Genomic DNA, 12,727 nt, shown 5'->3' on the forward strand with positions numbered 1-12,727 from the left:
GTCGATATCCTTGCACAGCTTGCTCACCGTGCTCTTGCCAATGCCACTCAGCCCCATGGCCTGCACCAGGTCGTCGACGCGTCGGCAGGACGCCGCCAAACACCTCTCCGTGCCGCTGGTTTGCGACGCCAAGGCCGGCCTCGCCGCGCTGTCGCAAGCGCTCGGCGACTATCGCGCACCTGTTTCATGGCTGGCTTCGGCGCAAGCAAGGCGGCGGGACTGGAACGACTACGTCGCATCGAACACGGCGCCGCGAAATGGAACGCCGAGCTACGCGCAGGCGATTGGCGCCGTCAACGCGCGCTGCACGCCGCGCGACCGGATCGTCACCGCGGCGGGTGGATTGCCCGCCGAGCTGGCCGCCAACTGGCGGACGCTTGGCATCGGCACGGTCGATATCGAGTTCGGATTTTCTTGCATGGGCTACGAGATCGCCGGCGGCTGGGGGGCAAGGATTGCCCAGGCGGAACTGGACACGGACGCGGAGACCATCGTCTTCGTCGGCGATCGTTCGTATCCTCTGATGAATTCGGACATCTATTCCTCCGTGCTCACCGGCCACAAGCTGATCATCATCGTGCTCGATAACGGCGGGTTCGCGGTGATCAACAAACTGCAGAAAAACACAGGCAACGCCAGCTTCAACACGCTGATTGCCTATTGCCCGACGATTCCGCAGCCCTTCACCGTCGATTTTGCCGCGCATGCACGCGCGCTTGGCGCGGTGGCCGAGCATGTTTCATCACTCGACGCGTTCGTCGCTGCCTTCGACCGCGCGCGTGAGGCCGACCGGACCGCCGTGATTGTCATGCGCGTCGATCCGGTCGAGGGCTGGACCGAGCGCGGTCACGCCTGGTGGGAAGTCGGCACGCCTGCAATCAGCTCCCGCGCTGAAGTGACCGCCGCGCGGGCGGCGATCGAAGCCGGACGTGCAGCCCAGCGCAGGGGGACGTGATGCAACTGCCCTGGCACCGCTCCAACCGTGATCGCTTCGTCGTCCTTGGCCGGGTTGGGATGGATCTGTATGCCGATCCGCCGGGTTCGCGGATCGATCACGCCGGGCGATATGTCGCGGCCATCGGCGGTTCGGCTGGTAATATCGCGGTCGGGCTGGCGCGACAGGGGGTTACAGTTGGGTTGGTGACATGCGTTTCGGATGACGCGGTCGGCCGGTTCTGCCTCGCCGAGTTATGCCGCTACGGCGTGGACACACGCCATGTCAGCATGATTGGCGGAGAGACAAGAACATCCCTTGCAGTAACCGAAACGGTGGCTGTCGACTGCCAGACAGTCCTCTACCGAAATCGGGCGTCTGACCTCTTCCTGCGTGACTCCGATGTCCAATCCATCGGGTTTGCCGATGTCGCCGCCCTTGTCGTGACGGGAACAGCACTCGCGGCCGACCCCTCCCGCGGTGCCGCCAGGAGGGCGATGGCCCTTGCGCGCGCCGCCGGCGCTCACATTGTCCTTGACATAGACTATCGCGCCTATTCCTGGACCACGCCAGACGAGGCCGCGGACGTGTGCAGGGATGCGGCACTGCTGTCCGACATCGTCATCGGCAATGATCTGGAGTTCGGGCTGCTTGCGGGCGGGCCCGCGCTCGGGATGGATTTCGCCGCAGATCTGGTGAAGCGCGGCGCGATTTTTACCATCTACAAGAAGGGGGCGGAGGGCTCGGTCACCTATGCCGGCGACGCCAGTTTCGTAACCCCGATCTTTCCAGTCACGGCACTCAAACCCACAGGTGCGGGCGATGGCTTCATGGCCGGCCTGCTCGCGGGGCTCGCGCAGGGCGAGGCGCTGGACATCGCCGTGCGGCGCGGATCGGCCACCGCGGCACTGGTCGTCGCTGGCATTGGCTGCGCACCGGCCTCGCCTGACGAGGCAACGCTCAGGCGCTTCATTCAATCCTTCTAACGGACATGGACCGGATCCCTCATGCATACCGCACCGTACGAAAACATGAACCAGCCAATCGTCAACATCGATCATCCGCTGGTGCCGCTGGTCTATTTCAATATCGTCAAGTTGAATGGCGGCGAACGCTTTGAATCGACAACCCCGGGCTACGAAACCTGCATCGTGCCCGCAACCGGGACAATCGACGTGGCAACTGCCGGCCACACCTTCGCCGATATCGGCAAGCGCCGTTTGAATGTCTGGGACGGTGAGCCCGAAGGTGTCTATGTCGGTGCGGGCGAGACTGCGATCATCACCTGTACGCAAGGACCCGCCGAGATTTTCATCGCCGGTGCGCGCTTTGACAAGGTTTTGCCGCCCTTCGCCGTCCGTGCCGCCGACATCGACCCCGTGCGATACGGCTCGGACGAGACCAAGACGCATCGCAAGATCAAGCACATTCTCGGACAGAAATATCATGACCGGGTTGGCAGGCTGCTGGTCTCCGAACTCTACACCGTCGGGGCCGGCGGATGGTCCGGCTTTCCGAGCCACAAGCACGACACGGATCGTCTGCCCATCGAGAGCCGCCACGACGAGGCGTATAATTTCCGCTTCAACCCGCCACGCGGCTCCGGCTTGCAGATGCTCCAGAGGGAGGATGGCAAGCCTGGAGATGCCTATCACATCGTCGATGGCTCAACGATCCTGCTCGACAAGGGATATCACCCCTGCTGCGCGCTCCCGGGGTACGAGATGTATTACTTCACCATCCTGGGCGGGCTGTCGCAACGGCCGCTGATCCAGTTTTTCCAGCCCAGCCATGCCGATCAGGTTGAAACCATTCCCGGCATCAAAGACATGATCGCCAAGTTCAAATGACAGTCGCGACCCTGCGGGATGTGCTGACGCCATGCCTTGATGACAATACGGCTGTTGCCGGCCTTGTCGTTCTGGGGTGGGAAGATGCCGTGGCGTATGTCCGGGCGGCGGAACATCTGGGCCGCCCGGTGATCTTGCAGGCAGGGCCGGGTAGCCGATCCCATACGCCGCTGCCTGTTCTCGGCGCGATGCTCCGCAATCTCGCTGAAAGGGCGGCAGTTCCGGTCGTGATTCATCTCGACCATGGCGACAGCCTCGATGATTGCAAGCTCGCGTTCGAGAGCGGCTTCTCGTCGGTGATGTTCGCCGGATCTGGCCTGCCATTGGGGGAGAATATCGACAAGACCGGCGAGATCTGCGCCTGGGCCCACGCACATGGCCTTTCGGTGGAAGGCGAACTCGGCTTCGTCGGCTATCAGGATGGCCACGAATCCAGAGGAACGGACCCGCAGGATGTTGGCGGCTTCGTTCGGGAAGCTGCAGTGGATGCGCTCGCTGTTTCCGTCGGCAACCGCCATCTGATGACATCGCCCGGGGCAGAGATCGACCTCGATCGCCTCGCGGCAATCGAGGCTGCTTCGCCCGGCTTGCCTCTTGTGTTGCACGGGGGGTCTGGCATCGGGCGCTCGATGCGGAAATTCGTCGCCGCAAATACGAATGTCTGCCAGGTCAATATCGGAACAGAGTTGCGCATGGCGTTTGGTGCTTCCCTGCGCCGTATCCTGTCAGAGGACATGTCGGCATTCGATCGTATCCGGATTCTGGAGAAGACGATCGCGCCGGTATGTGCTGCGGCGCAGAGCGCCATGACCTCGCTGGTTTAGCTATTTTTTAGCCAAAATTTTCCAAATGAAAAATACTTGAATTAACGGGGAATTTGATGGCGTATTTTACAAAATATTTGAATAATATTTTAGGATATAAATAAAATACTCGCTTCAATCGAGTTCTTCACATGAGAGGATAGCCAAGATGAGTGCACGTAAAATCAATACAAGGCCGAATGTTGTGGTGGGTGCGGTGTGTATGTCAGTGGCTCTTGCGGGAGGAATGCGGGTGGCTTCGGCGCAGCCGCATGAACTGACATTTGCAATGGTCACGCACGCGCAGACAGGTGACGCCTACTGGTCGATCGTTCGCAAAGGTGCTGAAGCCGCCACGAAAAACGATCATGTCAGGCTCATCTACCAGAACAATCCGAACGCCGCCGGTGAAGCGCAGCTCATCACCAATGTGGCTCAGCAACATGTCGATGGCATCGCTGTCACGATTCCCTTCCCTGATGCTGAAATTCCGATGCTGAAGAAAGTGGAGACGGGCGGCATTCCAGTCGTCGGGCTCAATGCGGGATTGAATGTCTGGAAGAAGGCCGGCTTGCTGATGTATGTCGGCGAGGATGAAACGATCGCCGGAGAGGCCGTTGGAAAGCGCCTCAACATGCTCGGCGCCAAGCATGTGCTCGTGGTCGATCAGTTGCAGGGCGCAACGAACCTCGAGGATCGCTACGACGGGATCAAGAAGACCTTCCATGGCCAGGCCGAGGTACTGTATCTCAGCGGTTTCGACATGGCCGTTGCACAGTCGCGGATTGTCGCGAAGCTGCAGCAGGACGACGCCATCGATTATGTGGTGACGCTGGGTGCACCCTTCGCGCCGACGGCGATCCAGGCTGTCAAGATGGCGAACAGCAATGCTAAGGTTGCAACTTTCGACCTCAGCCAGCAAGCGGCGCAGCTGATCCAGCAGGGCAAGCTGCAATTCGCCGTGGATCAGCAACCTTACGTGCAGGGCTACGAGGCTGTCGATTTCCTGTGGTTCTACAAGACGAATGGCGATGTGGTCGGCGGCGGAAAGCCGGTGTTGACCGGCCCGACCTTCGTGACATCGAAGAACGTCGCGGCGGTGTTGAAGTTCACCAAGCGCGGCACCCGCTGATCCTGGCCCGATCCTGAGACTTCCTGCCGGCTGGCGCCGATGAGGGTGCCAGCCGTGCAAAGCCCCGGGACGGGAGGAGAGATGATGACGATGACCAATGGCACGATGACCGGAAACGACGCGTCGCGCGCTCAGCGCCCGCCTGTCGCAAAGCAGGCCTTCTGGCGGAAGACGCTGAAGCGACCGGAGGCCGGCGCGCTAGGTGGGGCCATACTTGTCTTTCTTCTGTTCTTCGTGGTCGCGCCGCCATTCCGGCAGATTGATGCGCTCACGACGGTGCTCTACCAGTCAGCGACGATCGGGGTTCCCGCAGTTGCGGTTTCGCTGCTGATGATCGGCGGCGAGTTTGATCTGACGGCAGGTGTCGCGGTGACGACGTCCTCGCTCGCAGCGTCGATGTTCGCGACACAGGTAGCGGGCAATCTGTGGGTGGGGATCGCGCTCGCGCTGCTGGTCTCACTGGCGATCGGCGCGCTGAACGGCTACCTGCTGATCCGCACGCGGCTGCACAGCTTCCTCGTCACCCTGTCGACCTTCCTGATGCTGCAGGGGCTGAATATCGCGCTCACCAAGGTGGTGACGGGAAATGTCGCGACCGGCGATATCAGCCAGCTTCCCGGCTTTGCCTCCGCTCATGCGATTTTTGCCTCGACGGTCCGCATCGGCAATGTCGATGTCAGCATCGCGATCCTCTACTGGTTCCTGTTCATCCTGGTGGCGACCTGGCTGCTGCTGCGCACGCGCTTCGGCAACTGGATCTTCGCCGTGGGCGGCAGTGACGAGAGCGCGCGTGCGGTGGGCGTGCCGGTGCGGCGGATGAAGATCGCACTGTTCATGCTGGTGGGCCTCAGTGCCTGGTTTCTCGGCATGCACATGCTGTTCGAATACAACGAGGTGCAGTCCGGCGCGGGTGTCGGCAACGAACTGCTCTACATCGCGGCGGCGGTGGTTGGCGGCTGCCTGATGACCGGCGGCTATGGCTCGGCGATCGGCTCGGGCTTCGGGGCGTTCATCTTCGGCATGACGACGGAAGGGGTGATCTATGCCGACTGGGACCCCGACTGGTTCATGTTCTTCGTTGGCGCGACCTTGCTGACAGCGACGGTGGTCAATACCTGGCTGCGCTTGCGGGCGAGCGGAGGGAAGTGAGATGAGCGAGAGATGTGCGCCGATCATCCAGCTTACCGATATCGGCAAGAGCTACGGCAATATCAGCGCGCTGCGCGGTGTGAGCATGACGGTGCGCAGCGGCGAAGTGACCTGCGTGCTGGGCGACAATGGCGCCGGCAAGTCGACGCTGATCAGCATCATTGCCGGGCTGCGCGAGCACAGCGCCGGCACCTACGCGGTGGATGGCGAGGCGGTAACGTTCGGCTCCCCGCGCGAGGCGCTGGATCGCGGCATCTCCGCGGTCTACCAGACGCTGGCGCTGGTGCCGCTGCTGCCGATCTGGCGGAACTTCTTCCTCGGGTCCGAACTGACCATCGGGCGCGGCCCGTTCCGCCGGCTCGACATCTCCGCCATGTGGGAGATCACCGACCGTGAACTGCGCCGGATGGGCATCAACGTCGCCGATCTCGACCAGCCTGTGGGCACGCTCTCGGGCGGGCAACGGCAGGTGGTGGCGATCGCGCGGGCGATCCATTTCGGCGCGCGCGTACTGATCCTCGACGAACCGACCGCGGCTCTCGGCGTCGCCCAGTCCGGCCTCGTGCTGCGTTACATCGCCCAGGCGGCGCGCGAACACGGCACAGGCGTCATCTTCATCACCCATAATCCCCACCACGCCTACATGGTCGGCGACCATTTCATCATCCTCGCCCGCGGCGAGGTCGAACTCGACGCCGCCCGCGACGGTCTCACCCTCGAGAACCTCATGTTCCACATGGCAGGTGGCGCCGGGCTCAACGCGCTCCAGCACGAACTCAACCGGTCGCAACCGGGAGATACATGAATGCGGTGCGCTGCTCATCGTAGCTGGCATCAATCACGCTGCATTATCGCGGAGATCGTCGAATGCTGAGGGTTGCCGTTCTCGGCGCCGGCCGTATCGGCCGGGTCCATGCCGCCAATGCCGCCGCCAACCGGCGGGCGGAACTCGTTGCCATCGCCGATCCGTTCGGAAGCGCGGCGGAGGATCTCGCGCGGGAACTGGGCTGTGCTGCGTCGACCGATCCGGAAGCCGTGCTGGCGCGTGCCGATGTCGATGCCGTGGTGATCGGCACGCCGACCGACACGCATGTCACGCTCATGCTCGCCGCGGTGCGCGCCGGCAAGGCCGTGTTGTGCGAGAAGCCGATCGATCTCGACATCGCCAGGGCGGATGCGGCCGTCGCCGAGGTCGAGCAGGTCGGCGGACGGGTGATGCTGGCGTTCAACCGGCGCTTCGATCCGGCATCGCAGGAGTTGCGCCGCGCGATCGAGGCCGGGGAGATCGGCGAAGTGCGTCAGGTGATCATCACCAGCCGCGACCCGGCACCGCCGCCGCGCGCCTATCTCCAACATTCCGGCGGGATTTTCCGTGACATGGCGATCCATGATTTCGACATGGCGCGCTTCCTGCTTGGCGAGGAGCCTGTGGAGGTGATGGCGACGGCGAGCCGGCTGATCGATCCTGACCTGGCGGAAATTGGTGACTTCGACACGGTGATGGTCAATCTGCGTACGGAGTCCGGCCGGCAGTGCCACATCAATTGCTGTCGCGCTGCAGTATATGGCTATGACCAGCGCTTTGAGGTGTTCGGCTCGGCGGGAATGCTGATGAACGACAATTTGCACGCGACCACGGTGCGCCGCTGGAGCGGTGCGGCGACCGACGCGCGCGAGCCGCTGCTGAACTTCTTTCTCGAACGCTATGCCGACGCTTACCGCACCGAGTTCGAGATGTTCCGTGCTGCGGTCGAAACCGGCGCGCCGATGCCGGTGACGCCACGCGACGGCCGGCAGGCACTATGGCTCGCCGATTGCGCGCTCGAATCGGCGTTGACCGGCCGCGCGGTTCGCGTCTGAATCGGGACTCCACATCAACCTCCCGCGTACTCCAATCTGGATTTGCGGGGATTTAGAGCATCATCCGATCAGATAGAATTATCTGATCGGATAAAGATGCTCTATTTATCAACAAGATAGAGCACTATATCCGATCCGGAAGGATCGGAAAGTGCTCGAAGATTCCCATTCGGGTGTGGCTGCGATTCACGCTGTGCGTGGAACAATTTGTATGCTGGTTTTATCGACTTTGGCGAGGCGTCGATTGAGTTTGGGTCCGGCATAGCCGCCGTCGGCAAATACATCCTACAGCCACACTCAATTTAGAGCATCATCCGAGTGGGGCTGCAGACGTGGCGGCAAGGCGATGCGGGCGGCCTTGAAGGCTGGGCCGCCGCGGGACCAGCTTCAGTGCGGACCTGCCAATCATTTGTTCGATCCGAGCAGATGGCCGTTCACCGTGCGTCCATACATCGAGAACTTGCTATCGTGGAATGCCTTCCGTGTTGCCGCGACGCTGTCGGAGAAGCGCGGATCCTGCGGCCGATCGTGACTGTCGACATATTGCGCGACGTCCCAGGCTTGCTGGACGCTCAGTGTGCCGACGGCGCCCAAGGGCATGTTGGCATAGATGAATTCGGCAGCGTTCTTCACGCTGCCCATGCCGGCGCCCCAGTTGAAGGACTTCGTGCCCCAGAGCGGCGGGAAGACGGTTTGTCCGCGCGCATATTGCCCCTGCCCGCGGGCCTCGTGGCACAATGAGCAGTTCTCGCGATAGACAATCCTGCCGCGGGCATAGTCCGGCGTTTCCGCTGGCGCGGCAAGCCTGGGGTAGCCACGGCCGGCGAGGTGCGCGCCTGTCGGCGCGTTTGTGGCGAGCCAGAAGGAATAAGCTTCGAGCGCGATGATTGTCTTGCTGTCGAGCGCCGGAACTTTGCCGTTCTCGCTGAAGCGGAAGCAGCCCTGTAGCCGCATGCCGAAATTGTTCACCTTGCGGTTCTTTTTCCGGTATGCCGGATAGCCCGTGTAGGCGGCCCACATCGGTGCCGAACCGGCGAGGCGGCCGGCATCCAGATGGCAGTTGCTGCAGTTCAGCGCGTTGCCGATCACGCCATGGGCATAGCCCGTGGTATGACGGAAAATATTCTCGCCAAGTTTGACGGCGTCGCCGAACGGGCCTTTGGGCATGTCGGCGCGCGGCGGCGGTGCAAACGAGGGTTGTGTGGGGGTGGTGGCCAGCGCCGCGGCGATCGGCAGTTGAGCGGCGAGAAGTGCGGCGATTGTCCGACGGATCATTGTTTGCCTCCGTCCGCCACAAGGCCGGGCAGGGTGGTCGGGTTCGGCGACAGGCTGGCATAAAAGGCGCTGACCGCAGAAATCTCGGCCGCCGACAACTGTCTCGTTACATTGCTCATCAGGTGGAGCGGCTCGCCTGTGCGGCTGCCATTCTTCCAGGCAGTCAGTTGCGCCGAGATGTAGGATTGCGGCTGCCCTGCAAGGCGCGGGAACGCGACGCCGGCACCGATACCGAAGGGACCGTGGCAGGAATCGCAGGCAGGAACACCTGTCAGTTTGCCGCCCCAGGCACCGTTCATGGCAAGGGCTTCGCCCTGGGTGTTCAGGTTCTTCGTCGGCTCGGGCGTGGCGGGTACCGGCAGCGCCGCATAATACGCGGCGATGGCCGCACGCGCCTTGGCATCGAGTGGATTTGCCATTGACTGCATTACGGCGTTCTTGCGTTCGCCATGCTTGAAGGCGGTGAGTTGCCGCTCGATATACGACGCCGGCAGGCCTGCCAGGGCTGGAAAGCCGGCGCTGAGGTTGCCCATGCCGTTGACACCGTGGCAACTAGCGCATGTCGCGATTTGTGGCGGTGCCGCTGCAGCGCCGTTTCCAAAGGATATGGAACTGCCGAGGAGAGCCATGCTGATGACAGCAAATCTCGACGATCTCTGATGGCGCATTTGCATCGACGATCCCCTTCGTTTCCAAGATCCCCTAAAATAATATAAATAATCAAATTGCTTTGGAGATCAAATATATCACTAAATTCGATAATTTAGATATAAAAATTATTTGCACCTAGCTGTGCCTTGAAAACATGGCCTGATCTGCCCCTCCTCAATGGCTCGTGATCTGTTTTGGAGCGGTGCCGGCCATGTTGGATCATACCAGGCTGCTGCGAATATGTCTTGGCATTCCGCGGGTATGATGAGGTCGACGAGTTGTCCGATTGCGGCCGAAACCGGACTGGCGGCTTTCGGGCAGAGGGCGTAAGACGTCGGTATCCAGTCATGGCGTGACAGAGCAGCAGAGCGCCGCTGCTCTGAACGCTGGGCTTTGAATGGCGCGTCGAAGCGCCCCCGCGAAATTTCAGGAAAGCATGCAGGATGGTAAAGCGCCGCAAGGAGGAAGAAATCGTGGGTGTGCTCGAGTTCGAAGGCAGGGACAGCGAGGATTCGGAAGTCATGAGCTGGCTGGCCGAGCACAAGGCGCGGAACGGGGGCAAAATCCGGATGAGCCGGGGGAGCACCGGCGTTCGAGTGGCATTCAGCAAAGCGGCAGATATGGCGTTCTGGCAAGAACGGTCGATGCAAGCGAGCAAGGGGAAGCGATCATCGCGTTCCTGAGCCTCGTTCATATCACGGAGGATATCTGCAGTGACGAAGGAAGAGCTGACCGATTGGGCATTGGCGAATGGCTGGCGGATCATCGCCGGCCATCCCAGCCTGACAAAGCCGGGCGCGCCCAACGATCCCATCGTGCGTCTCGTGATGAAGGCGACGGTCGTCAATCTCGAAGTGCGCAAGCCGGCGGGAAAATGGGAAAAAGTGGCTGGTGAGAGCTACGCCGATGTCGTGGCGGGCGCGGAAGACGAGTTGCCGCATGGCCTTGGTTTCGAAAAAGTCCCAAGCATCACGCTGCTGATGCAGAAAAATCGCGACGATATGGTATTCGCGCGGTTCAGCGGCAGATAGCGTGCCTCCCTGGAGCCCGATCACGGGCCTCCGCATTCCCTGCCGCCGCCTCTTGGCATGCGATGATCCATCGGCGCGGCAACGGCCTGTGGTGGCTACCGCCCTTGGCGGCCGTAGCGATTGAATGGCAAAAGTATCAAGGCCACTTACTCGTTGACGTCGGGCCATAACGATACTGTTTTCAGCCTTGTCGACACGATCGTCATACAATCGTCGTGGGTTGGTGGTAGGTGATCGGCCAGGTCGGATGGATTTCTGCCGGGCCGGTTTACGACAACTGACATCTCGCGAAATGGATCAGTGGCGTTCGGCTTGACCCAGAATCAGTTCGACGTCTCTTGCTGGTTCGAGTGTCGTCCGTGATGCCCCAACGACCCGTATCGAGGTTTGAGGACGTCAAACAGGGCTGCGTGCGATCGATTTGATGGCGTCTCGGACTTTCCCCGAAGACCGTTCGATCTCCCGATCCTGTGTCTCGATCTCGGCCTTCACTGCCTCCTCGCTGTCCGGACCATCGACGATCGACTTCAGGATCTTGCGGCGGGAACTGCGGCTGCCATCGGCATAAGTCACGTCGAACATGACCATTGCTCTATCGATGCGGCGTTTCATTGCTTTACCGCATCTTCGGAGAGTTCTGTCGCATCGGCATCAACTGGAGCAGGTGTTCCCGTCGTCTGGGGCGCGATATCACTGTCCAGGCCAGCCTTGCGCCGGAACACAGCATCTCGCCTTTCCTGATCTTTGGCTTCCTTCTTCGCCTGCTTAAGACGATTGCGCTCTGCGCGTTGCCCGCTGTAATTCTGCCTGAAGACCACTTGTATTTCCCTTAATCTCCGGAACAAGACATCAATTGGGTCGATCCGACCCAATTCAGCGCTCATGCTCTGGAGCTATCTGGCTGTTGTTGAACTGCGGCGTAGAGATGCCGGCGTTTCGAAACTCAATGCTGATCATGGACGCCAGGATACATACTGGATCTCAATGATCCACATCTTCCCTGACCGACAGCGTGACGGCATTATGCAGAATGATCCGGGATATTCTACAGCACGTTCCGATCCATCTGATCGGATGATGCTCTAGTCACGATCCCAAATCCACGAAGTATCAGCGAGGCATATGCTGCCTGGCGTTCGCTGGTCCGTGGCCGATCATATGAATCCGGGGAGACAAAGCTGGCGCGCTGCAAATGCTCATTGCACGACTAGCTTTGGCCCATCAGCAACACCCCATCGGCTAGCCGATGGGGTGCGATAGACATCAGCTCAGGCGGCCTTCAAATTCACGGCCGACATTTTACCCTGCTGGCCACGCTGCAATTCGTAATTCAGCTTTTGTCCTTCATTGAGGCTGCCCAGCCCCGCGCGTTCGACATCCGACACGTGGACAAACACGTCCTTCGAACCGTCGTCCGGCATGATAAATCCATAGCCTTTTTGGGAATTGTACCATTTAACCGTGCCCTGGGACATGGCGTATCTCCATCGTTTCGGCGGTCCGCAGGATGCAGACCTATTTACCTTCCAAGAGGGGAAACCGACGGATCAGCGCCGCATGTGAGGGTACACAAACCCCGGCAAGAAAAGTGCCGGGCCAGACTATGGGCGCATAGGGGCAAAAACACAACACTGGTTCAGGAAGGGACTTCGAGGGGCGGCTGTGTGCCTTTATGCCTGAGGTCGGGTTCGAGTTCCGATATCATCGTCTGCCGGTCGCTTCCATGTGACCGGCCCCGATGAATGGTCCGAGATAAAAGTTGCAGCATTTCCCCCTCCATCACCACGGCCGGCCGTCGGTGAAGCGAAGCGGCAAAGCAATGCGGCCGTGCTGCCATCATCTGGCGAAGCGGCCTGGAAAAACCGCATCGGGAGTCCGTATACGTTCTGGCCAAAAACGCGACGTTAGAGGATGTTCCGATCCTTTCGGATCGGATGATGCTGTAGGTTCTGTACCTATTGCCATGACTACGGGGCGTCTGATTCAAGTCTGTTTGGAGGACTTGGAACATGGCGGAACTTTTCTGGCTGAACGACACGCAA

15 protein-coding genes and 1 pseudogene are annotated in these 12,727 nt (G+C 60.8%); 10 read left to right on the forward strand and 6 right to left on the reverse strand.

What is annotated here, in order from left to right:
- The first annotated feature begins 109 nt into the window (after window positions 1–109).
- The 8 genes from B7Z76_RS14535 (at window position 110) to iolG (ending at window position 7,728) form a co-directional block, all read left to right on the forward strand.
- The gene (locus B7Z76_RS14535; protein ID WP_291344859.1) at window positions 110–955 is read left to right on the forward strand and encodes a thiamine pyrophosphate-dependent enzyme; all 846 of its coding nucleotides are present in this window, start codon (window positions 110–112) and stop codon (window positions 953–955) included.
- Window positions 955–1,920 (forward strand): PfkB family carbohydrate kinase, encoded by a 966-nt coding sequence (locus B7Z76_RS14540; RefSeq protein WP_291344861.1) that lies wholly within the window; start codon window positions 955–957, stop codon window positions 1,918–1,920. Before B7Z76_RS14535 ends, B7Z76_RS14540 begins: the two co-directional genes overlap by 1 nt.
- A gap of 45 nt (window positions 1,921–1,965) precedes the next feature.
- Window positions 1,966–2,784, forward strand: coding sequence for a 5-deoxy-glucuronate isomerase (locus tag B7Z76_RS14545; protein WP_291344863.1), 819 nt, complete (start codon window positions 1,966–1,968; stop codon window positions 2,782–2,784).
- Complete coding sequence (locus tag B7Z76_RS14550) at window positions 2,781–3,608, forward strand: class II fructose-bisphosphate aldolase (RefSeq protein ID WP_174504079.1); 828 nt, start codon at window positions 2,781–2,783, stop codon at window positions 3,606–3,608. Before B7Z76_RS14545 ends, B7Z76_RS14550 begins: the two co-directional genes overlap by 4 nt.
- Window positions 3,609–3,756: 148 nt before the next feature.
- A complete protein-coding gene (locus B7Z76_RS14555) occupies window positions 3,757–4,719 on the forward strand; it encodes a substrate-binding domain-containing protein (protein WP_174504080.1) in 963 nt (320 codons plus the stop codon).
- Window positions 4,720–4,800: 81 nt separating this feature from the next.
- Window positions 4,801–5,868, forward strand: a complete 1,068-nt coding sequence (locus tag B7Z76_RS14560; protein ID WP_174504081.1) for an ABC transporter permease — start codon at window positions 4,801–4,803, stop codon at window positions 5,866–5,868.
- A 1-nt stretch (window position 5,869) separates the two neighbouring features.
- On the forward strand, window positions 5,870–6,673 hold the full coding sequence (locus B7Z76_RS14565) for an ATP-binding cassette domain-containing protein (protein ID WP_174504082.1): 804 nt from the start codon (window positions 5,870–5,872) through the stop codon (window positions 6,671–6,673).
- A 62-nt stretch (window positions 6,674–6,735) separates the two neighbouring features.
- Window positions 6,736–7,728 (forward strand): inositol 2-dehydrogenase, encoded by a 993-nt coding sequence (gene iolG / locus B7Z76_RS14570; protein ID WP_291344866.1) that lies wholly within the window; start codon window positions 6,736–6,738, stop codon window positions 7,726–7,728.
- A 192-nt stretch (window positions 7,729–7,920) separates the two neighbouring features.
- Here the strand turns inward: iolG and B7Z76_RS14575 are convergent.
- The 3 genes and pseudogenes from B7Z76_RS14575 to B7Z76_RS14585 form a co-directional block, all read right to left on the reverse strand.
- Window positions 7,921–8,010: pseudogene (locus B7Z76_RS14575) on the reverse strand (IS5/IS1182 family transposase); the annotation flags it as partial.
- Between the two features lie 123 nt (window positions 8,011–8,133).
- The gene (locus B7Z76_RS14580) at window positions 8,134–8,895 is read right to left on the reverse strand and encodes a c-type cytochrome (protein WP_291344868.1); all 762 of its coding nucleotides are present in this window, start codon (window positions 8,893–8,895) and stop codon (window positions 8,134–8,136) included.
- Window positions 8,896–8,999: 104 nt separating this feature from the next.
- Entirely contained in the window at window positions 9,000–9,677 is a 678-nt protein-coding gene (locus tag B7Z76_RS14585) for a c-type cytochrome (protein ID WP_408736380.1), read from the reverse strand.
- 420 nt (window positions 9,678–10,097) lie between these two features.
- Between B7Z76_RS14585 and B7Z76_RS14590 the strand changes: the two genes are divergently transcribed.
- A complete protein-coding gene (locus B7Z76_RS14590; protein ID WP_174504086.1) occupies window positions 10,098–10,337 on the forward strand; it encodes a hypothetical protein in 240 nt (79 codons plus the stop codon).
- A gap of 30 nt (window positions 10,338–10,367) precedes the next feature.
- Window positions 10,368–10,685 carry a hypothetical protein gene (locus B7Z76_RS14595; protein ID WP_174504087.1) on the forward strand — a complete coding sequence of 106 codons (318 nt, stop codon included), beginning with the start codon at window positions 10,368–10,370 and terminating at the stop codon, window positions 10,683–10,685.
- 396 nt (window positions 10,686–11,081) lie between these two features.
- Here B7Z76_RS14595 and B7Z76_RS14600 read toward each other — a convergent pair whose 3' ends face one another.
- From B7Z76_RS14600 to B7Z76_RS14610, 3 genes are all read right to left on the reverse strand, one after another.
- Window positions 11,082–11,297, reverse strand: a complete 216-nt coding sequence (locus B7Z76_RS14600; protein WP_174504088.1) for a hypothetical protein — start codon at window positions 11,295–11,297, stop codon at window positions 11,082–11,084.
- Window positions 11,294–11,569 (reverse strand): hypothetical protein, encoded by a 276-nt coding sequence (locus tag B7Z76_RS14605; RefSeq protein ID WP_174504089.1) that lies wholly within the window; start codon window positions 11,567–11,569, stop codon window positions 11,294–11,296. Before B7Z76_RS14605 ends, B7Z76_RS14600 begins: the two co-directional genes overlap by 4 nt.
- A gap of 384 nt (window positions 11,570–11,953) precedes the next feature.
- On the reverse strand, window positions 11,954–12,160 hold the full coding sequence (locus B7Z76_RS14610; RefSeq protein ID WP_174504090.1) for a cold-shock protein: 207 nt from the start codon (window positions 12,158–12,160) through the stop codon (window positions 11,954–11,956).
- Window positions 12,161–12,727: the final 567 nt, after the last annotated feature.

Source organism: Acidiphilium sp. 20-67-58 (assembly GCF_002255515.1).
Lineage (GTDB): Bacteria > Pseudomonadota > Alphaproteobacteria > Acetobacterales > Acetobacteraceae > Acidiphilium.